At 61.7% G+C, this 22,864-nt stretch carries 18 protein-coding genes; 17 read left to right on the top strand and 1 reads right to left on the bottom strand.

Annotated features, from left to right (window positions below; all coding sequences use genetic code 11):
* Positions 1–29: 29 nt before the first annotated feature.
* Genes araD through ACQZ5N_RS05270 form a run of 3 tightly spaced genes read left to right on the top strand, consistent with a single transcriptional unit; the run spans position 30 to position 3,308 of the window.
* On the top strand, positions 30–1,754 hold the full coding sequence (gene araD / locus ACQZ5N_RS05280; RefSeq protein WP_448732310.1) for an L-arabinonate dehydratase: 1,725 nt from the start codon (positions 30–32) through the stop codon (positions 1,752–1,754).
* A gap of 11 nt (positions 1,755–1,765) precedes the next feature.
* Complete coding sequence (locus tag ACQZ5N_RS05275) at positions 1,766–2,563, top strand: NAD-dependent epimerase/dehydratase family protein (protein ID WP_448732309.1); 798 nt, start codon at positions 1,766–1,768, stop codon at positions 2,561–2,563.
* A gap of 34 nt (positions 2,564–2,597) precedes the next feature.
* Entirely contained in the window at positions 2,598–3,308 is a 711-nt protein-coding gene (locus tag ACQZ5N_RS05270; protein WP_448732308.1) for a ribonuclease activity regulator RraA, read from the top strand.
* Positions 3,309–3,311: 3 nt separating this feature from the next.
* On the opposite strand, the gene ACQZ5N_RS05265 is transcribed toward ACQZ5N_RS05270, so the two are convergent.
* Positions 3,312–5,663 carry a response regulator transcription factor gene (locus ACQZ5N_RS05265; RefSeq protein ID WP_448732307.1) on the bottom strand — a complete coding sequence of 784 codons (2,352 nt, stop codon included), beginning with the start codon at positions 5,661–5,663 and terminating at the stop codon, positions 3,312–3,314.
* Between the two features lie 136 nt (positions 5,664–5,799).
* On the opposite strand from ACQZ5N_RS05265, the gene ACQZ5N_RS05260 reads away from it, so the two are divergent.
* The 14 genes from ACQZ5N_RS05260 to ACQZ5N_RS05195 all read left to right on the top strand — a co-directional run bounded on the left by ACQZ5N_RS05260 (position 5,800) and on the right by ACQZ5N_RS05195 (position 22,859).
* A complete protein-coding gene (locus ACQZ5N_RS05260; protein ID WP_035221058.1) occupies positions 5,800–6,828 on the top strand; it encodes an ABC transporter permease in 1,029 nt (342 codons plus the stop codon).
* Positions 6,828–7,709 (top strand): ABC transporter permease, encoded by an 882-nt coding sequence (locus tag ACQZ5N_RS05255; RefSeq protein ID WP_020813268.1) that lies wholly within the window; start codon positions 6,828–6,830, stop codon positions 7,707–7,709. Before ACQZ5N_RS05260 ends, ACQZ5N_RS05255 begins: the two co-directional genes overlap by 1 nt.
* Before the next feature lie 4 nt (positions 7,710–7,713).
* Positions 7,714–9,360: an ATP-binding cassette domain-containing protein gene (locus tag ACQZ5N_RS05250; protein ID WP_448732306.1), complete on the top strand. Its 1,647-nt coding sequence runs from the start codon at positions 7,714–7,716 to the stop codon at positions 9,358–9,360.
* Positions 9,361–9,377: 17 nt separating this feature from the next.
* Positions 9,378–10,934: a hydantoinase/oxoprolinase N-terminal domain-containing protein gene (locus tag ACQZ5N_RS05245; RefSeq protein WP_448732305.1), complete on the top strand. Its 1,557-nt coding sequence runs from the start codon at positions 9,378–9,380 to the stop codon at positions 10,932–10,934.
* On the top strand, positions 10,927–12,060 hold the full coding sequence (locus ACQZ5N_RS05240; protein WP_059753279.1) for a DUF917 domain-containing protein: 1,134 nt from the start codon (positions 10,927–10,929) through the stop codon (positions 12,058–12,060). The genes ACQZ5N_RS05245 and ACQZ5N_RS05240 overlap by 8 nt, the downstream gene beginning before the upstream one ends.
* Positions 12,061–12,103: 43 nt before the next feature.
* The gene (locus ACQZ5N_RS05235) at positions 12,104–13,699 is read left to right on the top strand and encodes an ABC transporter substrate-binding protein (RefSeq protein ID WP_448732304.1); all 1,596 of its coding nucleotides are present in this window, start codon (positions 12,104–12,106) and stop codon (positions 13,697–13,699) included.
* 116 nt (positions 13,700–13,815) lie between these two features.
* Complete coding sequence (locus ACQZ5N_RS05230; RefSeq protein ID WP_003524597.1) at positions 13,816–14,892, top strand: DUF917 domain-containing protein; 1,077 nt, start codon at positions 13,816–13,818, stop codon at positions 14,890–14,892.
* Positions 14,889–16,427 carry a hydantoinase/oxoprolinase N-terminal domain-containing protein gene (locus tag ACQZ5N_RS05225; RefSeq protein WP_448732303.1) on the top strand — a complete coding sequence of 513 codons (1,539 nt, stop codon included), beginning with the start codon at positions 14,889–14,891 and terminating at the stop codon, positions 16,425–16,427. The genes ACQZ5N_RS05230 and ACQZ5N_RS05225 overlap by 4 nt, the downstream gene beginning before the upstream one ends.
* Before the next feature lie 45 nt (positions 16,428–16,472).
* Entirely contained in the window at positions 16,473–17,417 is a 945-nt protein-coding gene (locus tag ACQZ5N_RS05220; protein WP_174036852.1) for an isoaspartyl peptidase/L-asparaginase family protein, read from the top strand.
* 115 nt (positions 17,418–17,532) lie between these two features.
* A complete protein-coding gene (locus tag ACQZ5N_RS05215) occupies positions 17,533–18,438 on the top strand; it encodes a LysR family transcriptional regulator (RefSeq protein ID WP_125145754.1) in 906 nt (301 codons plus the stop codon).
* 180 nt (positions 18,439–18,618) lie between these two features.
* A complete protein-coding gene (locus tag ACQZ5N_RS05210; RefSeq protein ID WP_104679684.1) occupies positions 18,619–19,563 on the top strand; it encodes an ABC transporter permease in 945 nt (314 codons plus the stop codon).
* Entirely contained in the window at positions 19,560–20,378 is an 819-nt protein-coding gene (locus tag ACQZ5N_RS05205) for an ABC transporter permease (RefSeq protein WP_078052511.1), read from the top strand. Before ACQZ5N_RS05210 ends, ACQZ5N_RS05205 begins: the two co-directional genes overlap by 4 nt.
* Positions 20,375–22,009, top strand: a complete 1,635-nt coding sequence (locus tag ACQZ5N_RS05200) for an ABC transporter ATP-binding protein (RefSeq protein ID WP_448732302.1) — start codon at positions 20,375–20,377, stop codon at positions 22,007–22,009. The genes ACQZ5N_RS05205 and ACQZ5N_RS05200 overlap by 4 nt, the downstream gene beginning before the upstream one ends.
* Before the next feature lie 13 nt (positions 22,010–22,022).
* Positions 22,023–22,859 carry a serine hydrolase gene (locus tag ACQZ5N_RS05195; protein WP_448732301.1) on the top strand — a complete coding sequence of 279 codons (837 nt, stop codon included), beginning with the start codon at positions 22,023–22,025 and terminating at the stop codon, positions 22,857–22,859.
* The last annotated feature ends 5 nt before the right edge of the window (positions 22,860–22,864 follow it).

Genomic DNA, 22,864 nt, shown 5'->3' with positions numbered 1-22,864 from the left:
GGCGCAACCCGCAACGCAGGACCATTGACATGACCGATAAAAAACTCCGTTCCGACCGCTGGTTCGCTCCCGACGACCTGCGCAGCTTCGGCCACCGCTCACGCATGATGCAGCTCGGTTATGCGGAGGAGGATTTTGTCGGCAAACCCGTCATCGGTATCCTGAACACCTGGTCGGAGCTGAATACCTGTCACTCGCATTTTCCCGAGCGCGTGCAGGATGTGAAACGCGGTGTGCTGCAGGCCGGCGGCTTCCCTGTCGAGATGCCGTCGCTGTCGGTCGATGAGAGCTTCACCAAGCCGACATCGATGCTCTACCGCAACATGCTGGCGATGGAGACGGAAGAAATGATCCGCTCGCATCCACTCGACGGCGTGGTGCTGATGGGCGGTTGCGACAAGACGACGCCCGGCCTCGTCATGGGCGCGATCTCGGCCGGCGTGCCGATGATCTATCTGCCGGCAGGCCCGATGTTGCGTGGCAACTATGCCGGCAAGGTGCTGGGTTCCGGCTCTGACGCCTGGAAATATTGGGACGAGCGCCGTGCCGGCAATGTCACGGACGAGGAATGGCGCGGCGTGCAGGGCGGCATCGCCCGCTCCGCCGGTGTGTGCATGACCATGGGCACCGCCTCGACCATGACTGCCATCACCGACGCCCTTGGCCTCACCCTGCCGGGAGCTTCCTCCATTCCGGCGGTAGATGCCGAACACCAGCGCATGTCGGCAGGTTGCGGCCGGCGTATCGTGGAAATGGTGACCGAGGAGCTGACGCCGGACCGTATCCTGACCGCGACCGCCTTTCGCAATGCCGCCATCGTCGCCATGGCGACCGGTTGCTCCACCAATGCCGTCGTGCATCTGATCGCCATGGCCCGCCGCGCCGGCGTGCCGATGACGCTCGATGAGCTGGACGAACTTGGCCGGGTCACGCCGCTCATTGCCAATGTCCGCCCCTCCGGCAAAGACTATCTGATGGAGGACTTCTATTACGCCGGCGGCCTGCGGGCGCTGATGAAGCAGCTGGAAAGCCGCCTCGACTGTTCGGCGCTGACCGTGACCGGCCGCAGCATGGGCGAAAATCTCGAGGGCGCGAAGGTCTATAATGACGACGTTATCCGCTCGCTCGATAATCCCGTTTATGCGGAAGGCTCACTTGCGGTGCTGCGCGGCAATCTTTGCCCGGACGGCGCGGTCATCAAGCCTGCCGCCTGCGATCCGAAATACCATATCCATGAAGGCCCCGCGCTGGTCTTCGACAGCTATCCGGAGATGAAGAAGGCAATTGACGACGAGAACCTCGATGTCACGCCGGATCATGTGCTGGTGCTGCGCAATGCCGGTCCGCTCGGCGGTCCCGGTTTTCCGGAATGGGGCATGCTGCCCATCCCCAAGGCGCTGATCAAGAAGGGCCACCGCGACATGGTGCGCATTTCCGATGCCCGCATGTCCGGCACCTCCTATGGCGCCTGTGTGCTGCATGTCGCGCCGGAAAGCTTCGTCGGCGGCCCGCTGGCGCTCCTGAAGACCGGCGATATCGTGCGCCTCGATCTGCCGCAGCGTCGTCTCGATATGCTGGTCAGCGAAGAGGAAATCGCCAGCCGCCGCGCCGCCTGGCAGGCACCCGCGCCACGTTATGAACGCGGTTATGGCTATCTCTTCTCCAAACACGTCACCCAGGCCGATCAAGGCTGCGATTTCGACTTCCTGCAGACGGATTTCGGCCGCACCGCCGGCGAGCCCGATATTTTCTGAGAGGCGCTATCATGTTGAAGCGATTGCTCATCACCGGCGCCGGCGGCAAGCTGGGCAGCATGCTGCGCGGACGGCTCGGCCATATCGCCGAGACCATCCGCCTTTCCGATGTCGTCGATCTCGGGGAGGCAGCGCCCCATGAGGAGCTTTTTCACTGCCGGCTCGAAGATGAGACGGCGGTTCATCAACTGGTGAAGGGCTGTGACGGCATCGTCCATCTCGGTGGTATTTCGGTGGAAAAGGCTTTTGATCCCATCGAGGCCGCCAATCTTCGCGGCGTCTACAATCTTTACGAGGCGGCGAGGCAAAACGGCCTGCCGCGCATTCTCTTCGCCTCCAGCAACCACACGATCGGTTATTATCCGCAGGGACAGCAGCTCGAGCCGGAAACACCTTTCCTGCCGGACGGCCTTTACGGTGTCTCGAAGATTTTCGGTGAGGCCATGGCAAGCCTCTACCATTCCAAATTCGGCCAGGAGACGGCCATCGTCCGTATAGGGTCGTGCGAAGAAAAGCCCTCGAACTGGCGGATGTTGTCGACCTGGCTCAGCTACGGCGACTTCGTTTCGCTGATCGAGGCCACCTTCCGCGTGCAAAAACTCGACTGCCCGGTCATTTGGGGCGTTTCCGCCAATGACGACAGCTGGTGGGATAATTCCCATGTCGATTTTCTCGGCTGGCAGCGCCGCGACAATGCCGCGCGCTACCGTGCGGAAATCGAACGCGATGTGCCTCGGCCCGATCCTGAGGCCGCAATCGCAAAATATCAGGGCGGTGTCTTCACAGACGAGCCCATTCACAGGATTTGAAACACACCCATACGCCCATTGCGAGGAGACAGACATGAACAATGAAACGCGCGAAAAACTGCTGACGATTTCCGTCGCTACCCTGGCGACGGCGCTTTACAAGCGGGGTCTGCGCAACCAGGTCATTCAGGGCGTGCGCCCGCTAGGCTACAAGGGCAAGAATATGGTCGGCCCGGCCTTTACCCTGCGCTACATGCCGGCCCGTGAAGACCGCAACCAGCTCGTTGAATTCCGCAATCCCGCCCATCCGCAGCGCGTCGCCATCGAAACATGCCCGCCGGGCCATGTGCTTGTCATGGACAGCCGCAAGGATGCGACCGCCGCCTCGGCCGGCGATATTCTGGTGACCCGCCTGATGGTTCGCGGCGGTGCCGGCATCGTTTCCGATGGCGGTTTCCGGGATGCGGCTACCATTGCCGAGCTGGATATTCCGGCCTACCACAGCCGCCCTTCCAGCCCCACCAACCTCACCAAACACGAGGCAATCGAAATCAACGGCCCGATTGGCTGCGGCGATGCGCCGGTGTTCCCGGGCGATATCATCGTTGGTGACGCCGATTGCGTTATCGTCATCCCGGCGGGTATTGCGGACGACGTGGCGACCGAGGCGGTGGAAATGACGGCTTACGAGGATTTCGTGGTGGAACAGGTCAAGGCCGGCCAGACGATCATCGGGCTTTACCCCTGCACCAAGGAAGAGCACCAGACGGCTTTTGCCGAATGGCGCAAGAAGAACAACCGCTGAACCTTACAGCCAGCCCAGTGCTTTCGCCGCGCGGATCGCCTCCGCGCGGCGTTTGCAATCCAGCTTGCGGAAAAGGTTGCCGAGGTGAAACTTCACCGTCACTTCCGAGATATTGAGCGTCTGGGCGATCTTCTTGTTGGACATGCCGCTGGCGAGCAATTGCAGCATCTGCGCTTCCCGCTGCGAAAGCCCGCCATGCAGGGCGCGCGCCTGCGGTGAGTTGACCGAGGCGGCGAAAATCGACAGCGCGGTGCGCACATCGGACGAGGTTTCGATGAAGCTGCGGATGCGGCGATTGTTCAGAAGCGGTGACAGGAAGATGCGCTCCTCCGACAGGACCCCGCTGCAGCCAAGGCGGGTTGCCGATTCAAGGGCGGTGAGGATATGGGCGCGGGCGGCGGCGTTGTCGCGGCGCTGATGCGCGGCGTAGCTCTGCCAGATTCGCAGCGCGACCTTTTCGCGGTTGGTGACCTTGGGATTGGCGATCATCGCGTCGATCTGGCGGGAGAGATAGGCGCGCGGCGTGAAAAGATGCACCGCATCGCGCAGCCAGGCCATGACATAGGCGATTTCATCGCGCCGCGTCAGGCGGGAAAGATCCTCATGTGCGCTCTCCACCCAGTTGCGGCCCATGGGCATGCGGATCGCCGAAAGCGTCGCGGCCGCGTCCGCCCAGCGGTTGGCGTTCTGATAGGCGATGGCCGTCCTGATCTCCATCATCGCATGGAATTGCAGCCCTTCCGAAAGATGGATCCACAGACCGTCGAGAAAACCGGGGCGCACGGTCATCGGAAAATGATCGATCAGCACCTGCGAGGCATAATGCAGAGCGAACTGCATCAGGCTCGGCCATATCTCGGCCGCAGCGAAATGATCGAATTCATGTTCGACGAAATGCAGGAGATCACGCGGTTTTCCCGCCTCATAGGCAAGACACGCTTCCGCCAGCCGCAGCATCCGGAATTCCTGCACGGCGTCATGCGGCACCTGTTCCAGCCGCGCACGCGCCTCCTGCGCCGCGTGGCGCGCCAGAAGCGTATCGCCGCTCATCAGCCGCAGCACGATCTGGTGCAGATGGATGAAAAATTCCAGCAGGGGCTGCCCGCCCATCTTGCGCAGATAGATCAGAGCGCGTGCGGCGGCGGCCTCGGCCTCGCGGAAATTGCGGCGGCGAATTTCGAATTCCAGCAACGCATTGTAATAGGCCGCCCATTTGCCGTGGTCGTCCATGGGGTAGTCGGCCATGAACTCGGCGAGGCGGGTTATAACCGCGTCGTTGGGCGTCAGGTCCTCGGCAATCATCAGGTTCAGCCGGAAAGTGCGGGCGGCGAAGGAAAAGCGTGAGCCACGGGCAAGCACTTTCAGCGGATCGAGATAATCCGATCCGAGGCTTTTGCCGAGCAGATGGCGCACGCGCTGCAACTCACCCTGTTTCAGCAGCGCGCGGGTAACGGCGAAGAGCACAGTTTCATTCGTTGCGATCATATCCTGCGAAAACCGCATGATGATCTCGCGAAACCTGTCGACGCTGCTTCGATAGATCAGTTCGCGGCCATGGGCGCGTTCCAGGATTTGTGCGGCATGGGTCTCATAACCGCGGTCGAGCAGCATCGCCATGGCCGCAAGCGCCCGTCCTTCCTTTTCGAAAGCCGATGCGACCTCCACCACGGCGCTGCCGGCCTGCAGGGTAGCAAGACGTTCCCGTGCAGCCACGCCCAGAAGCCGTATCAGGGTGGGGTGGTTTTCGGGATTTCCGGTCAGGAATGGCGGCAGCAGTTCGGTCCAGTCCGCCTCAGGTTCCGCAGAGGGGTTTTCCAGCCAGAACGAAAGTTCAACCGTCTGCGCGGGAGAGAGATGCGGCAGGTAGTTTTCCCGCAGATAGTCGGCACACAGCGTTTCATCCGGAAAACGCGCCAGCGAGAGGAAAGCCGGCCAACCCGCATAGTCGTGGAGTGCGAGACGTTTCTGCTCGGGTGGCAGGTCTTCCACTTCGTCCTCACCAAGAAGCAGTTCATTCGGCCCGATGGTGAGCGAGCCGCGATGCAGGATTTGCCGGGCCAGCCCGCTGATCCGCTGATCCGGCCGGCAGGCGATGACCACCAGACGCACCGTCTCCAGAAGCGCGGCGGGCATGCGCGCGGCTCGCGCGAAAACCGGCACGTCCCACAGGAGACAGCCACTTTCGGTCTCGTCGCTTCGCGGCTGGTGCGTGCGGCACACCTCGGTTCCGAGCTCTTTTGCGAGCATTTCCAGCAGCACGCTTTTTCCCGCACCCGCAGGCGCCCGCAGAAAGACAACGCCGACGGTTTCGCTGGCGATGCGGCGGCAGAGGCGGGTGCGGGGAAGGAGCGTCATTCGCAAAGGCATAGAAGATTTAATCTTAAAAACCTATACTCATCTTTCAAAAAACTATACCTTTTCCAGATTGTTCGAACGGACATGTGGTGAAAACTTGTGCTCACGCAACCGATGCACAAGGAACGTTCCACCGATGCAGCAACATCCGCTGGTCGCGATTTTGAACAGGCTCGGCACCTTCGTGCTGGTCATGATCGCCCTGTCCATCATGATTTTCGTGCTGGCCCGCGTGGTGCCAGGCGATCCCGCCCGCATGGCGCTCGGTCCTGCGGCAACGCAGGAGCAGGTGGATGCGCTGCGCGGCGAGATGGGCCTCGATAAGCCGCTCGCCGTCCAATATCTCGACTACATCGGCAATGCCCTGCACGGCGATCTTGGTTTCTCGCTGGTGTCGCAACGCCCGGTGACTACCGATCTGGCGCAGACCGTTCCGGCTACCGTGGAACTGGTACTTGTCTCGGTCATCTTCATGTTTGCCGTCGCCATCCCGCTCGGCGTCATCACGGCGCATTATCGCGACCGGCCGCTTGACCATATCGGCCGCATCCTGTCGCTCACCGGGGTCACGATCCCGAGCTTTCTTTTCGCCATCACGCTGCAATTGCTGGCCGCCCGGTTTCTCTCCGGCTGGCCGATCATCGGCAGGCTCGACCACTCGCTCGGCTGGCAGGGCGGCCCCACGGGCTTCATCCTGATCGACGGCACGCTGGCAGGACGGTTCGATGTGGTGCTGGATGCGCTGAAACACCTTGCACTGCCGGCTTTTGCGCTTTCCATGGCCGGCATCGGCCAGATCACCCGCATCACCCGCTCCTCGATGATCGAGAACCAGCGCAAGGACCATGTGCTGACCCTGCAGAGCTTCGGCGTGCCGGAGCGGGTCATCATCTTCCGTTACCTGCTGAAGCTCTCTTCCATTGCACCGCTGACGATCATGGGCCTCGAATTCGCGTCGTTGATCGGCAATGCCTTCGTGATTGAGATGGTCTTCGCCTGGGGCGGTTTCGCTTCCTACGGGCTGAACGCCATCCTGCAGAAAGACCTCAATGCCGTGACCGCCGTGGTGCTGGTGGCCGGCCTGTTCTTCATCGTTGCGAACCTGATCGTGGATGTCCTGATCTCGATCATCGACCCGCGCCTGCGCCGCAAGGAGGCGCGCTGATGGCTGATATGAAAATGCTCGAACCCACCGATCGCGGCCTAAGCGCCGGTTATATGATGTGGTATCGCTTCAGCCGCAATCCGGCGGCGGTCATCGGCTCGCTGATCCTCCTGTCGGTGCTGGTGCTGGCGGTCTTTGCGCCATGGCTCACGCCCTATCCGAAACATATCGGCGCAGTTGTCGATTTCCGCGCCCGCCATATGCCGCCGGATCTGGAACACTGGTTCGGCACCGACAAGGCCGGGCGCGATATCTTTTCCCGTACCATTTTCGGGCTGCGGGTCTCGCTGCTTCTCGTCATCGGCGTGCTCGGCATTTCGGTGCCGGTCGGAACCGTGCTTGGCCTCATCGCCGGTTATTTCGGCGGCTGGACTGAAAAGCTCATCAGCGGCCTGACGAATGTGATGCTGGCCATGCCGCCGCTCGTCATGGCGCTCGCGGTCTCCAACCTCCTGGAACCGACGCTGATGAACGCCATGATCGCGATCACGCTGCTGTGGTGGACCTGGCATGCGCGGTTGATCTATTCGGTGTCGAAGTCCATCGCTTCGGAAGATTATATCGAGGCGGCGCGTCTTGCCGGTGCCGGTCCGCTGCACATCCTCTTTCGCGAAATCCTGCCCAATTGCGTCTCGGTCATATCGGTCAAGACCACGCTGGATGCCGCCTTCGTCATCCTGTTCGGTGCGACGCTGAGCTTCCTTGGTTTCGGCGTCAAGCCGCCGACCCCCGACCTTGGATCGATGGTTGCCGACGGACGCCAGTTCATGCCGGATTTCTGGTGGGAAGTGCTCTGCCCCGGTGCGGCCGTGCTTTACGTGACGCTGGGTTTCAACCTGCTGGGCGACGGCCTGCGCGACATGTTCGACGTGGAAAGCTAAGGCCATGACTGAACCGCTTCTCAAGGTCGAAAACCTCAACGTCACCTTCACCAATTACGGCCGCACGCGGCAGGTTCTGCGCGATGTTGCCTTCACGGTTGCCGCCGGCGAACGCGTGGCGCTGATCGGCGAAACCGGATCGGGCAAATCCGTCACCGCCAAGGCGATCATTGGCACTTTGCCGAAGAATGCCGCGATCACATCAGGTGCGATCGTCATCGATGGCCGGGATGTGCTGTCCATGTCGCGCAGGGAGCGTGAGGCGCTGAAGGGCACCGCGTTTTCGCTGATCATGCAGGACCCGCTTTCCTCCTTTAATCCGGTCTTCAAAGTCGGCACGCATCTCGATGATGTCATGCGTTTTGCCGACAAACGCGACGGCGTCAATTCGTCCAAGGCGGAGCGCCGCAACCGCATCGCAGCCGTTTTACGCCGCGTGCAGCTTGCCGATACCGAGCGGGTGATGAACGCCTATCCGTCCGAGCTTTCGGGCGGCATGCGCCAGCGTGTGCTGATCGGGCTTGCGCTGCTGCACCAGCCGAAGCTCCTGATCGCCGATGAGCCCGGCACGGCGCTCGACGTGACGACGCAGGATGAAATCCTCAACCTCATCAACCAGCTGGTTGCCGAAGAAAACATGGCGCTGTTGATGATCACCCACAATCTCGGCGTCGTGCGCAAGGTGGCGGACAGGGTCGTGGTCATGCATCACGGCGATATCGTCGAGACCGGTCCATGCACACAGATCCTGCATAGTCCTGCCAAGGATTATACGCGTTCGCTGCTGGATGCCGTGCCGCCGCTCTATGGCCCGCGCGTCACCGATCTGGCGCAAAGCAAGCGCTCGCCCATCGTGACGATTGAAGGGCTGAACAAGATTTACGGCAGGCGCAACGGTTATCACGCCGTGCGGGATGTGAACCTGACCCTGAAGGAAGGCGAGGTTTTCGGCCTGGCGGGTGAATCCGGCTCCGGCAAGACCTCGGTTGCGCGCATGATCATGGGCCTTTCGCGTCCCACGTCTGGCAATCTTGTCATTGATGCCCCGGCGCCTGCGCGCGGCAAGAGGCTGACGCAGATCGTCTATCAGAATCCGGGCACCTCGCTCAATCCGAAGCGCACGGTGAAACAGACGCTGGCACTGCCGCTGAAATCCATCGGCATGGATGGGCCTGCGGGTGAAAGCCGCATGCAGGAACTGATGGGGCTGGTGCGGCTGCCGCAATCCTATCTCGGCAAATATCCGCATGAGCTTTCCGGCGGCCAGAAGCAGCGTGTGGCGATTGCCCGCGCGCTGGCTGCGGAGCCGAAAATCCTCATCCTCGACGAGCCGACGGCAGCACTCGATGTCTCCGTGCAGAAGACGGTGATCGACCTTCTGCTGCAGCTGCGCGAGGAGCTTGGCCTCACCTATCTGATGATCTCGCACGACCTGTCGCTGATGCGCAATTTCTGCTCGCGCATCGCCATCATGCTGCGCGGCGAGATTGTCGAGGAAGGCGTGACGTCGGCGGTCTTTGCCGAGCCGGCTCATCCCTATACCCGCGCCCTGATCGCGGCCATCCCCGTCGTCACCGACGAGGAAGAACGTCTCAAACCCACCGTGACCGAGGAAGAGCGCATGCGCTTCCTCGTAAAAACGACCGATTGATGAAAGAGGAGCCTGACGTGTATCGCGTTGGAATTGACGTCGGCGGCACGAATACCGATGCCGTTGTGTTGCAGGATAAAACCGTTCTGGCGGGGGTGAAGGCCTCCACGACAGAGGATGTGACATCAGGTGTCATTGAAGCCCTTGAAAAGGTCATCGAGGCATCGGGCATTGACAGGGCACGCATTGGCGCCGTGATGATCGGCACCACGCATTTCACCAATGCGGTGATCGAGCGCCGGCATATGGACGAGGTGGCCGCCATCCGTCTCGGCCTGCCTTCCGGCGCCGGCCTGCCGCCCATGGTCGATTGGCCGGACGATCTCCGGGAAATCGTCGGCAACCACGGTTATCAGGTGCGCGGTGGTTACGAATTCGACGGCCGCGAAATTTCGCCGCTCGATGAGGACGAAATCGTCCGCATCGCCGCCGATATCCGCGCCAAGGGTCTGAAGGCCGCTGCCGTCACCTGCGTTTTCAGCGGTATCAACGAAGCGATGGAGCTGCGGGCGAAGGAAATCCTGCAGGAACGCTGCCCCGGCCTGCCGGTGGTCATGTCCAAGGATATTGGCCGCCATGGCCTGCTTGCGCGTGAAAGTGCTGCAATCATGAATGCCAGCCTGCTGTCGCTTGCCGACCGCACCGTTGCTGCTTTCGGCGAGGCGCTGAAGGCTGCGGGCATTACCTGCCCGTTTTATATTACCCAGAACGACGGCACGCTGATGGCGGCGGATGTGGTGCGCGGCTTCCCCGTGCTCACCTTCGCGTCCGGTCCGACGAATTCCATGCGCGGTGCGGCCTTCCTCACCGGCCTCAAGGATGCCGTCGTGGTGGATGTCGGCGGCACAACGTCCGATGTCGGCTCGCTGTCGCACGGTTTCCCGCGTCAGGCCTCTACCACGGTGGATATTGGCGGGGTGCGTACCAATTTCCGCATGCCGGACGTCTTCTCCATCGGTCTCGGTGGTGGTTCGCTGGTGGTCAATGGCGACCACGGCCTGACCGTCGGCCCGAAATCCGTCGGTTACCGTGTTCGCCGCGAGGCGCTCTGCTTCGGTGGCTCGACCCTGACGGCGACCGATATCGCCGTTGCCTCCGGCAAGGCCGATGTGGGCGAGAAGGCGCTGGTCTCCAGCCTCGACAAAAAGCTCGTGGATGCGGCGGTCGACAAGATCAACGACATGCTCGAGGCCTGCGTGGAGCGCAGCCGCATCTCGTCGTCGCCGGTGCCGGTGATTGCCGTTGGCGGCGGTTCCATCCTGATGCCGGACCGAATCGGTGACCTCGAAGTCATCCGGCCCGAGAATTTCGCGGTGGCCAATGCCGTCGGCGCGGCCATTGCGCAGATCAGCGGCGAGACCGACCGGGTCTTCTCGCTGATCGACGGACGCACGCGCGAGAGCGCGCTGGCCGAGGCGGAAGCGGAGGCACGCGAAAAGGCGATTGCCGCCGGTGCGATTGCCGCGACGCTGGAAGTCATCGAGCGCGAGGATATGCCGCTTGCCTACCTGCCCGGTAACGCCACCCGCATTCATGTGAAAGTTGTTGGAGAAATGGGAGCCAATCATGGCTGAGACACGCAAGCTGAAATATGACGAAGCGGCATTGCGGACGCTGACCCGTGAAGATCTCGACGCGCTGGAAATCGGCGCTGGCATCCTCGGCACGGGCGGCGGCGGCAATCCCTATCTCGGCAAGCTGCTGGCGCTGGAAGCCATGAAGGCCGGTTACGAGATGAAGATTCTTGCGACCGACGCCATCGAGCCGGACGCGCTCTGCATGTCCATCGGCGGCATCGGCGCGCCTGTCGTCGGCGTCGAGCGTATTCGCGAAGGCCGTGAGGGCCTGCGTTGCCTGCGGGCGATGGAAGAGCTGATCCGCACGCCGGTCGACGCCATCGTCTGCGAGGAAATCGGCGGTTCCAATTCCATGAACCCGCTGGTGACGGCGGCGCTGGGCGGCCTGCCGATTCTCGATTGCGACGGCATGGGCCGGGCTTTCCCGGAAATGCAGATGACCACCTTCTCCATCTATGGTCATAGTTCCACACCGTCGGTGATGTGCGATCTGCACGGCAATGCCGTCATCTTCAGCCACGCCGTTTCCGAAGTCTGGCACGAGCGCATGGCGCGCGCCTGCGTCGTTTCGCAGGGCGGCGGCGCGATGCTGGCGACCGCGCCGATGCAGGCGCATTACGTGCACCAGTATGGCATTCCGAAAACCTATACCAAGGCGATCGCCATCGGTGAGGCGGTGATCCGCGCCCGCAAGCAGCAGGAAGACCCGATTGCCGCGGTCTGCGCGCTGGAAGGTGGAAAGCGCATCTTCAACGGCAAGATCACCGATCTGAAGCGCCACCTGCGCGGCGGTTTCGCGGTCGGCGATCTTACGCTCTCCGGCTTCGACGATTGCGCCGGCCAGACGGCGGGCGTCGCCATCCAGAACGAATTCCTGCTGTTTTCCCGTGACGGCAAGGTGGAAGTGACGGTTCCCGATCTGATCGTCCTGCTCGATGTCGACACCGGTTATCCGATCACCACCGAAGTGCTGCGCTACGGCCAGCGTGTGGCCGTCATCGCCATCCCCTGCCACGATCTGCTGCGCAGCGCCCGCGCGCTTGAGGTCGTCGGGCCGGCGGCCTTCGGTTACCCGGACATTCCTTTCTCACCGCTGCCCGTTCCGGTCAGCAAGGCTGCCTAACCATAAGCGGGGCCAATGCCCCGCAATAAAGAGGAGAACGATAATGAAAATGCCTGTACTTTCTTCCCGTCTCGCCGCGCTGGCGCTCGGTACGGCGCTTGCGTTGCCGCTTGTTTCTTCCGCAGCCCTTGCGGAAGACAAAGTGTCAGTCGCGGTCAACACCATGCAGATATTCAGCTCGCTCGACCCGGCGAAGGTGACCGATTATACCGGCTACATGGCCATCGTGAACATGTATGACGGCCTGACCACGGTGAACGCCAAGGGCGAAATCGTGCCGCATCTGGCGAAATCCTGGGAGATTTCGGAAGACGGCCTGACCTACACCTTCCACCTGCGCAACGATGCGAAGTTTCAGGACGGTACGGCGGTAAAGGCTGCCGATCTTGCCTGGTCGATCCAGCGCCTGCTCGGCATCAACAAGGGTCCTTCGAACCTCATCGTCGGCGTGCTGAAGCCCGAAAACGTGACCGCGCCTGACGATGCGACGCTGGTCATGAAGATCGAGCGCCAGTTCTCGCCCTTCATGGCGGCAACGCCGCTGATGATGGCGATGAACAAGACGCTGATCGAAGCCAATGCCAAGCCCGAAGACAAATGGGGCGAGGCCTATGTCGGCGAACATTCCGCCGGCTCCGGCCCCTACAAGCTCGTCAGCTACAACCGTTCCGCCGATATGGTCATTGCCCGCAATGCCGATTATTTCCTCGGCTGGACCAAGGGCAAGCCGATTGACGAAGTACGCTTCGTGCAGACCAGCGACGACGCCACCGTTAAGGCGCTGGCGGAAAAGGGCGAACTCGGCCTTTCCTCGCACGGGCTTGGCAACGACACCTATGAATCCATCGGCCGTATGAAGGGTTACAAGCTGATCCAGACCCGCACCGCCGGCGGTTTCGTCATCAAGCTCAACACCAAGGTCTATCCGACTGACGACGTTCACGTTCGTCGCGCCATCGCCTATGCGACGGATTACAAGACCATTCAGGAAGTGATCTATCCTGGTTTCGACATGCGCGGACCGCTTTCCGACGCCTTCAAAGACGCGCATAACGGCGATATCCAGCCCGGCGTCTACGATCTGGAGAAGGCGAAGGAAGAGCTGGCGAAGTCGAAATATGCCGGCCAGAAGATCACGCTGGTCAACAGCTATGTCGCGTCGCTGGCCTTCGAGGCGGAAGTGGCGCTGCTTCTACAATCCAGCCTCGAGCAGATCGGCATCACGCTCGATATCAAGCCGGAGCCGTGGAACCGTATCGTCGAGCTTTCCTCCAAGCCGGAAACGACGCCGGCATCGACGCAGGTGAACATCTCGCCGACCTATCCGTCGCCGGATTCGATGTTCTACAACCAGTATCACTCCAAGGCTTCCGGCACCTGGATGTCGATGGAATGGTTGCAGAATGCGGAAATCGACGGCCTGATCGACAAGGTCCGCGCCACCACCGATGTGAACGAGCAGAACACCACCTACAAGGAACTGCAGACGAAGATCGCCGATCTTCAGCCTGACGTCTGGGCCGTTGCGCCGAACCGCCGTTATGCGGCGAACAAGTGCCTTCAGGGTTACGAGTTCATTCCCATGCAGAGCTGGGACCTGAACTTCTCCAATTTCCATTGGGACTGCAAGGCGGAGTGATCTCCGCCTCATGAAAACCGGCCCCGCCACAAGGCGGGGTCGGCCAGACTTGGAACTTCAAAGGGAAGGAGCATCGCCTGCGGCCGGAAAGGCTGCGGCATGCCCGAGGATGACGCATGATCCAGGAATTTTCCGAAGACGATATCGAACCTCTGGCCACCGGCGCCTGGATTCTGGGAACCGGCGGCGGTGGCAATCCCTATATATCGACGCTCAATCTGCGCCGTCTTTATGCCGAGGGCAGGCGGGTGAAGGTCATGGATCCCATGGCGCTTGCCGATGACGATATGGTTGCCGTCGTCTCCAAGATGGGTGCGCCGCTTGTCGGTCAGGAGCGGTTGGGGGACCCCGTGCATCTTGCCCGCGCCGTCGAGGTGATGGAGGATTATCTTGGCAAGCCGTTCCGGGCAATCATGAGCGTGGAAATCGGCGGCTCGAATGCGCTTTCCTCTTTCCTCGCCGCTGCCGTGCTCGACCGGCCGGTCGTTAATGCGGACGCCATGGGACGCGCCTATCCCGAAGCGCAGATGACATCTTTCGCCATCGGCAACCTGCCGATGTTTCCGCTGTCGCTGGTCGATGTACGCGACAATGAGGTGATCGTGACCCGCGCGGCTTCCTGGAAATGGATGGAGCGCATATCGCGCAAGGTCTGCACCGAAGTAGGCTCCACCGCCGCCACATGCAAGGCCCCCCGCACCGGCAAGGAAGTGAAGGAATGGGGTATTCATTACACCGTCACCAAGGCGACCGAACTCGGGCGCGCGGTGATGGCAGCCCGTGCGCGCCATGACGATCCGGTTCAGGCGGTTCTCGACCACGAGGGCGGCAAGCAGCTGTTCCGCGGCAAGGTGGTGGATGTGGCGCGCGAGACCACTGGCGGTTTTCTGCGCGGCAGCACGACCATTGAAGGTATCGATGCCGACCGCGGTTCGCGCATGGAGCTCGCCTTCCAGAATGAGTGGGCCGTTGCCTTCCGTGATGGCCAGCCAGTCGCCATGACGCCGGACCTGCTCTGCCTTCTCGATACGGTTTCCGGTGGCGCCATCGGTACGGAATCGGTGCGTTACGGCCAGCGCGTGACGGTTGTCGCCCTGCCGGCGCCGGAGCTTTTGACAACACCTGCCGGCATCGCCGCCGTCGGCCCGCGCGCCTTCGGTTATGACATTGACTTCAGATCGGTATTCCCATGAAACGCATCGGTATTGACGTTGGCGGCACCAATACGGATGCCGTTTTGATCGATGGCGACACCATCGTGGCTTCCATCAAGGTTCCGACCACGCAGGATGTCCTATCCGGCGTAAAGGCGGCGCTTGCCAATGTGGCGGGCCATGTCGGCGCGGCGGACCGGCCGATTGATGCGGTGATGATCGGCACGACGCATTTCACCAATGCGGTGGTGGAGCGCGCCCGGCTGGAGCGGGTTGCGGCGATCCGCATCGCGCTGCCAACAGGTTCTTCGCTGCCGCCCATGTGCGACTGGCCGAAGGATCTGCGCGATGCCGTCGATCCGCTGATCTTCATGGTGCATGGCGGCCATGAATATGACGGTAGTCCGCTGGTGCCCATGGTTCCCGATGAAATCCGCGAAGCGGCGATGAAAATTCGCGATGCGGGCATCACCTCCATTGCCATTTCTGCAACTTTCTCGCCGCTGACGACGGAGTGCGAGGTGCGGGCGGCGGAAATCGTCCGTTCGGTGATCCCTGATGCACGCATCACGCTTTCCCATACGCTTGGCCGCATCGGGCTTCTGGAGCGGGAAAACGTCGCCCTGCTGAACGCAGCGCTGCAAACCCTGGGCAAGACTACCGTTCAGGCATTTTCGGATGCGTTGCGCGAAGCCGGCGTAAAAGCGCCGTTTTATCTGACCCAGAATGACGGCACGGTGGCGCTGGCGGATGTCGCGGCTGCCAACCCGGTGCACAGCTTCGCTTCCGGCCCGACCAACTCGATGCGTGGTGCGGCCTTCCTCACCGGGCTTTCCGACGCCATGGTGGTGGATGTTGGCGGCACCACCTCCGATATCGGCTGCCTTGTCGGCGGTTTTCCGCGGGAGGCGAACAATATCGTCCATATCGGAGGGGTGCGCACGCTCTTCCGTATGCCCGATCTTCTGCCGATTGCGCTCGGCGGCGGCACCATTGTCGACCCTGAGACGGGCAAGATCGGTCCGCGCTCGGTCGGTTATCGCATCCTCACAGAAGCCCGCGTTTTCGGCGGTGAGACGCTGACGACATCGGATATCGCCGTTGCCGCAGGCTTGATCGAAATGGGTGATCGCGACCGTGTAAAAGACCTCGATCCGGCTTTCGTGCAGGCCACGCTTCAACGCATCCGTGACATGGTGGCCGACAGCTTCGACCAGATGAAGACATCAGCCGAAGACGTACCGTTGGTTGCCGTCGGCGGCGGGGCGTTCCTGATCCCCGAGACGGTTCCGGGTGCGTCGGAAGTGCTGCGCGTGGAAAATGCCGGCGTTGCCAATGCGCTGGGCGCGGCGATGGCGCAGGTTTCCGGCGAGGTCGATCAGGTCTTTTCCGGCCTGAGCCGCGATGAAGCCCTTGCGAAAGCCGAGACCGAGGCGCAGAACGCGGCGGTCGCTTCGGGCGCGGAGCGGGCGAGCCTCAAGACGCTTGAGGTGGAAGATATTCCGATCGCCTATTTGCCTGGCGGCGCGCGGCGGGTCCGCGTGCGGGTCATCGGCGATATCGCCTTTAATTGATGCTAAGAGGCCCTGCCGCTGGTGGGGCGACGAGGGAGTGAGCACATGACGAAGATCGCACTGGCCATTCACGGTGGTTGCGGCGTGATGCCGGAAGACAGCATGACGGCCGGGGAGTGGGCTGCTGCGCGCGACGATCTGGCAGCGGCCCTGCGTGCCGGTTATGGCGTGCTGAAGGCTGGCGGAACGGCGCTTGAAGCGGTTGAGGCGGCGGTCGTCGTCATGGAGGACAGTCCGCATTTCAATGCCGGCCACGGGGCGGCGCTCAACGAAAACGGCATTCACGAACTCGATGCCTCGATCATGGATGGTGAAACGCTGGCGGCAGGTGCGATCAGCGCCTCTCGCGCCATCCGCAACCCGGTAAAGGCGGCCCGTGCGCTGATGGCGGATGAGCGTGCCGTCTATCTGACGGGAGAGGCGGCCGACCGCTTCGCGAAGGAAAAGGGACTCGCCACCGAGCCGCAATCCTATTTCACCACCCAAAAGCGCCTTGAGGCGCTGGCGGCGATGAAGCGCCATGCCTCCGCCGGTACGGAAGCGACGGAAAACGAAAAACACGGAACCGTCGGCGCGGTGGCGCTCGATGCGGCGGGGCATCTCGCGGCGGCTACTTCGACCGGCGGTTACACCAACAAGCCTGATGGCCGGGTGGGCGATAGCCCGGTGATCGGGGCTGGCACCTATGCGCGGGATGGGGCCTGCGCCGTTTCCGGTACCGGCAAGGGCGAGTTTTTCATCCGTTATGTTGTCGGCCACGAGATCGCGTCGCGCGTTGCCTATCTCGGGCAGGATCTGGAGACCGCCGCCGGCGATCTGGTCCACAAGGATCTGGCGCCCTATGATATCGGCGCGGGTCTCGTCGCAATCGATGCCGAAGGCGGCATATCCGCGCCCTATAATACATCAGGCATGTTTCGCGGCTGGGTGACGCCATCGGGAGAGGCGCGTGTGGCCACCCATGACGCGGTCTATGAGGTGGAATTGTAACCGGCGACGGTGCCGGCCAAGTGGCGGCGTAAAAAAACCGGTGACATCAAGGTCTATCGGCGGCAAAACGTCTGAACCGAAACCGGCTCGTCTCTTCACCCATGGTGCTGGCCTCATGAACATCAAGCAGCTCGAAGTTCTGCGCACGCTTCTTTCCACCGGCTCCACCATCGCCACCGCGAAGGCCATGGGTCTCAGCCAGTCCGGTATCAGCCGGCTTCTGGCGCAGCTTGAGGCGGATTTGTCGCTGACGCTGTTTGCCCGTGACAAGGGGCGACTGATACCGACACCGGAGGCGGTCCTTCTTGCGCGGGATGCGGAAAACGTGCTGCTTGCCGTGGACCGCATGTCCGGCCACGCCGAGGATTTGCGCAATGGCGCGGCCGGTCCGGAGATCGTCCGGATCGGACTGCCGAGCAGCATGTGGGAAAATTTTGCGCCTGCCATGCTGATCGACTATGTCCGGGATTTTCCTGGCGTTCGCATCGAGACATTTTTCGAAACGACGACCGCCATCAACAAGCTCGTCGGCGAGCGGGTGATCGATCTCGGTTTCCTGCGGATGGAAGGCGAGATCGGGCCGGGCATCGATGTCGAGCGTGTTGCGAGTGGCAAGAGTGTCTGCGTGGTTCGGGAGGATCATCCCTTGGCCAAGCTTGAGGAAATCACCGTCAAGGATCTGCGCAATGTTCCGCTCATCCTGATCGGCCGGCAGCGGCCGAACCGCATGGCGCTCGATCAGGTCTTCAAGAAGGCCGGCGTCAAGCCGATGGTGAAGATCGAGACCCACACCAACAGTTCCGCCTGCGCCTATGTGGCCCACGGGTTGGGAGTGACGATCATCAGCAGTTTTTATGCCAACCTCTACCGGCATCTTCCCGTTGTCGCCCGGCCATTCGTTCCGCAGGCGACGCAGGAATTCGGCCTAGCCCGTGCTTCCGGCGCACCGCTGTCCATCGCTGCGCAGGCGCTGAGCGATGCCTTGAAGCGGGAAATCCAGCTTTCGCAAAAAATCGACTGAAAACGGGATTTTGGGCGGAAAATCTCATTGTCCTCATCAGGATGAAACGCGCCGTCATTCTGCATAGATATATGACGTTTATGCATAATATTGCGCATTATTTATCAATCCGTCATAGTCACCAGCAACGAAACCGATAGAGGCGGGATACCATTCCCCGCCATCAATCGTGGGGAACCGATGATAAGATTCATACTGAGCCGTCTTTTGATGGCGCTGCCGACGATCGCATTCGTGTCGATCACGGTCTTTGCGCTCATCCGCTTCATTCCGGGCGATCCGGCTGCGCTGATGCTGGGCGACATGGCGCAACCGGAGCAGATAGAGGCGATGAGGACCGAACTCGGCCTCGACAAATCCATGCCGCAACAGTTCCTCATCTGGGCCGGCAATGTGGTGCAGGGCGATTTCGGCCGCTCCATCGTCAATGATGAGGCGGTGCTGCCGCTGGTCGTCTCGCGTTTTCTCGTCAGCGCCGAGATCGTCGTGGTCGCGGTGCTGCTCGCCAGCCTGATTGCTGTTCCGGCCGGTGTGATCGCCGCCTGGAAACAGAACAGCCTCACCGATCTTGCACTGGTGGGAACGGCGACCCTGCTTCTGTCCATTCCGACATTCTGGCTGGGTCTTCTGCTTCTTCTGTTTTTCGGCCTCAAGCTCGGCTGGTTGCCGGTGCTGGGATATGTGTCGATCAGCGACAATTTCGTCGGTGGCCTACTCTATCTCGTCCTGCCCGTCATGACGCTGGTGATCCATGAAATGGGCGTTCTGATCCGCATGGCGCGTGCCTCCACGCTGGAAGTGCTGCGGCTGGATTACATCACCCATGCCCGCGCCAAGGGCCTTTCGGAAAGCGCCGTTCTCTGGCGGCACGCCTTCAAGAACGCCTTCGGCCCGACATGGACGATGATCGGCCTTATCCTCGGCAATCTTCTCGGCGGCATCGCCGTCATCGAGACAGTGTTCACCATTCCGGGGCTCGGACGGCTGATGGTCGACAGTATTTTCGCCCGCGATTACCCCGTCATTCAGGGATGCCTGCTGTTCGTCTCGCTGTCCTATGTGCTGGTCAACCTCTTCGTCGACCTTCTTTATCCCCTCTTCGATCCGCGTGTGGTTGCCGAATGAAAAAGTTCACACTTAACGGGCTTATCGGCGGCTTTCTCATCGCCCTCCTGCTCATCACCGCCGCAACCGGTCTGTTCTGGACGCCCTATGACCCGATGAAGCTCGGCTTTGCCTCGCGTCTGGCCGGCCCAAGCGCCAGCCATCTTCTCGGCACCGATGAATTCGGGCGCGATGTTTTGAGCCGCCTGATGGTGGGTGCCCGCGCCAGCGTCTGGATCGGCTTCCTGACGGTCAGCTTCGCGACGGTCTGCGGCACGCTGATCGGCCTCGTCAGCGGTTATGCGCGCGGCTGGGTGGATGGCGTCATCATGGCCATCAACAATGCGCTTCTCGCCTTTCCGGGCATTCTGCTCGCGCTCGGCCTGCTCGCGGTTTTCGGCGCCAACCAGTATGGCATTATCTTCGCGCTCGGCATCGCCTATACGCCATCCATGGCCCGCGTGGTGCGCGGCGCGGTGCTTTCTCTGCGTGAGCGGGAATTCATCGAGGCGTCGCTGGTGATGGGCAATGGTGAGATCTACACCATGTTCCGCCACATCCTGCCCAATTGCATCGCGCCGATCACGGTTCTTGCCACCTCCATGTTCGGTTGGGCCATCCTCTCGGAAAGTGCGCTCTCCTTCCTCGGCCTCGGCGTGCCGCCGCCGGCGCCCACCTGGGGCAACATGCTGGCCGCCGGCCGTCCCTTCATCCAGCAGGCCGTTTGGCTCGGGCTTTTCCCCGGTCTCTGCATCGCACTGACGCTGCTTGGCATCAATCTTCTGGGCGATGCCCTTCGCGACAGGCTTGACCCGCGCATGAGAGGTCTCAAATGACGGACAACACACTTCTCACCGTTCGCGGCCTTTCGCTCGAAGTCGCCAGAACCGGCCACCGGGTGGTCAAGGATGTCTCCTTCGATATTGCCGCGGGCGAAATCTTCGGCATCGTCGGCGAAAGCGGCTCGGGCAAGACGCTCGCAACCCGCGCGCTCATTTCGCTTCTGCCTCCGGCTATCGCCGTCACCGGCGGATCGATCGTCTACAAGGGGCAGGATGTCATGTCCCTGCCGGTGAAGGAGCTTCGGCGTCTGCGCGGCGCGGAAATCGGCGTCGTGTTTCAGGAGCCGATGACCTCCCTCAACCCATCGATGACGATTGGCCGGCAGCTGGAAGAGGGGCTGATCCTTCATACGAAATTGTCGCCGGAAGAGCGCCGCGAGAAAATTCTCGACATGCTGCGCCGGGTCGGCATCCGCGATCCCGAAGGTGCGCTGGCGGCCTATCCGCACGAGTTTTCCGGCGGCATGCGCCAGCGCATCATGCTGGCCTCGGTCATGTTGCTGAAACCGGCTTTGCTGATCGCCGATGAGCCGACGACGGCGCTTGACGCGGTCATCCAGCGCGATGTCATGGAACTGATGGTGGAGCTGACGCGGGCGGAAGGCACTGCCGTTCTCCTCATCAGTCACGATCTGCCGATGGTGGCACGTTTTACCAGCCGCATCGTGGTGATGGAAAAAGGCACGATCGTCGAACAGGGCCGCACCGAGGACCTGCTGGACGCGCCGCAGCACCCCTATACGAAGAAACTTCTTTCCTCCCTGCCGTTTCGTGGTGAGCCGCGCAGTATCGACACCTCCAGGGCGCCAATGGTTTCGGCCCGCGATATCGTTGTGGATTATGCCGGCCGCAAATCTTTGTTGAAGAAAGCCAAATCGAAGCGGGCGCTGCATGGCGTCAGCATCGATATTCATGAGGGTGAGGTCGTGGCGCTCGTTGGTGGTTCCGGTTCCGGCAAGACGACGCTTGGCCGCACCATTGCCGGGCTTGTGCAGGAAAGCGAAGGGCGTATCCGCTTTCAGGGCCGCGAGCGCAACGAGGACTGGAAGGATTATCGCCTCAACTGCCAGATGGTGTTTCAGGATCCCTATTCCTCGCTCGATCCGCGCATGACCATTCAGGCGCTGGTGGAGGAGGCATTGCGCCTCGTGCCTGACCTCGATCAGGCCGCCAAGCGCAAGCGGGCGCTGGAAACGCTGGAGGAAGTGGGGCTCGGCGCCGATTTTGCCGCCCGCTATCCGCATGAGCTTTCCGGGGGGCAGCGCCAGCGCGTGGCGATTGCCCGCGCCATTGCCCGCCGTCCGCGGTTCCTGATTGCCGACGAACCGGTCTCGGCGCTCGACGTGACGGTGCGGGCGCAGGTACTCGATCTCTTTTCCGATCTGCAGAAACGTTACGGTTTTTCCTGCCTGTTCATCAGCCACGATCTCGGCGTGGTGGAGCAGGTGGCCGACCGTGTCGTCGTCATGCAGGACGGCCGCATCATCGAAGAGGGTGACCGCGACACGATTTTCGACAGTCCGAGGGAGGCCTATACGCGCCGGCTGCTCTCGGCCATTCCCGCCCTCGACCAGAATGAAAAGGGTGGCGTGACACTGAAATGGCGTCTGGAAGATGAAGTTTAACAGGAAGATGACAATGACTGTGGCTGCCCAATTAAATGCGATCTGTGATGCACAGCCTTTCGTGACGCGCTTCATGGTGCGCAATCTCCTGACCGGCGAAGAGATCGGCCGGGGAGAAAACGAGGAGACGCCATCGGGCAGCACCCGCAAGACGTCGATCATGATGGCCGTGCTCAAGGCCGCCAGCGAAGGGCGGATCGATCTCGACCAGCCCGTCACCTATGAAAAGCGGCTGGCGGAAGAGGTTGCGAGCGGCATGTTCCGTTATATGACGCCGGGCATCGTCATTTCGCTTCGCGATGCCGTCGCCGGAATGATGGTGCTGAGCGACAATGTCTGCACCAAGATGGTGCTGGAGAGGCTGACGCTGGAAGAGGTGGACGGCTATTGCAAATCGCTCGGCATGGCCAATACCCATCATCGTTTCCTCATTCCGCCGCTGGCGCTGGCGGCTGACCATCCGTTGAAGACAGTTACGACCACCTCGGCGGCGGATCAGGTGCTTCTGCTGCAGACCATTCTCGATGCGCAATCGTCGCCGGAGGCGCAGGCAAAGCTCGGTTGCAGCCCGCAATTGTGCGAATGGGCGATGCAGACGCTGAAGAACCAGATTTTGCGTTATGGAATTCGCTCCCGCCTGCCTTTCGAGGCCGTGGTGGCCAGCAAGAGTGGTCGCGGCAAGCGCGGGCGCATGGATGCCGGCATCGTCTACAGAAACGGCGCGCCGTCCTTCATCATCACCACCTATACCGACGAGGTGCCGCAGGTGATGCCTGACGGTACGCCGGGATACACCATCGCGCTCGAAACGATCGGCCGGCTGGCACAGGCCTGCTGGGACGGTTTTTAATCAAT

The organism is Agrobacterium sp. 22-221-1 (assembly GCF_053522445.1).
Note: the sequence above shows the minus strand (reverse complement) of the source record. Positions and strands in the feature narration are given on the sequence as shown.

Bases quoted from the DNA above. Each gene is read 5' to 3' on its own strand.
- ACQZ5N_RS05250 (WP_448732306.1), top strand. From the start codon at position 7,714: ATGACTGAACCGCTTCTCAAGGTCGAAAACCTCAACGTCACCTTCACC.
- ACQZ5N_RS05240 (WP_059753279.1), top strand. From the start codon at position 10,927: ATGGCTGAGACACGCAAGCTGAAATATGACGAAGCGGCATTGCGGACG.
- ACQZ5N_RS05215 (WP_125145754.1), top strand. From the start codon at position 17,533: ATGAACATCAAGCAGCTCGAAGTTCTGCGCACGCTTCTTTCCACCGGC.
- ACQZ5N_RS05260 (WP_035221058.1), top strand. From the start codon at position 5,800: ATGCAGCAACATCCGCTGGTCGCGATTTTGAACAGGCTCGGCACCTTC.
- ACQZ5N_RS05235 (WP_448732304.1), top strand. From the start codon at position 12,104: ATGAAAATGCCTGTACTTTCTTCCCGTCTCGCCGCGCTGGCGCTCGGT.
- ACQZ5N_RS05230 (WP_003524597.1), top strand. From the start codon at position 13,816: ATGATCCAGGAATTTTCCGAAGACGATATCGAACCTCTGGCCACCGGC.
- ACQZ5N_RS05225 (WP_448732303.1), top strand. From the start codon at position 14,889: ATGAAACGCATCGGTATTGACGTTGGCGGCACCAATACGGATGCCGTT.
- araD (WP_448732310.1), top strand. From the start codon at position 30: ATGACCGATAAAAAACTCCGTTCCGACCGCTGGTTCGCTCCCGACGAC.
- ACQZ5N_RS05200 (WP_448732302.1), top strand. From the start codon at position 20,375: ATGACGGACAACACACTTCTCACCGTTCGCGGCCTTTCGCTCGAAGTC.
- ACQZ5N_RS05195 (WP_448732301.1), top strand. From the start codon at position 22,023: ATGACTGTGGCTGCCCAATTAAATGCGATCTGTGATGCACAGCCTTTC.
- ACQZ5N_RS05275 (WP_448732309.1), top strand. From the start codon at position 1,766: ATGTTGAAGCGATTGCTCATCACCGGCGCCGGCGGCAAGCTGGGCAGC.
- ACQZ5N_RS05205 (WP_078052511.1), top strand. From the start codon at position 19,560: ATGAAAAAGTTCACACTTAACGGGCTTATCGGCGGCTTTCTCATCGCC.
- ACQZ5N_RS05220 (WP_174036852.1), top strand. From the start codon at position 16,473: ATGACGAAGATCGCACTGGCCATTCACGGTGGTTGCGGCGTGATGCCG.
- ACQZ5N_RS05265 (WP_448732307.1), bottom strand. From the start codon at position 5,663: ATGACGCTCCTTCCCCGCACCCGCCTCTGCCGCCGCATCGCCAGCGAA.
- ACQZ5N_RS05270 (WP_448732308.1), top strand. From the start codon at position 2,598: ATGAACAATGAAACGCGCGAAAAACTGCTGACGATTTCCGTCGCTACC.
- ACQZ5N_RS05255 (WP_020813268.1), top strand. From the start codon at position 6,828: ATGGCTGATATGAAAATGCTCGAACCCACCGATCGCGGCCTAAGCGCC.
- ACQZ5N_RS05210 (WP_104679684.1), top strand. From the start codon at position 18,619: ATGATAAGATTCATACTGAGCCGTCTTTTGATGGCGCTGCCGACGATC.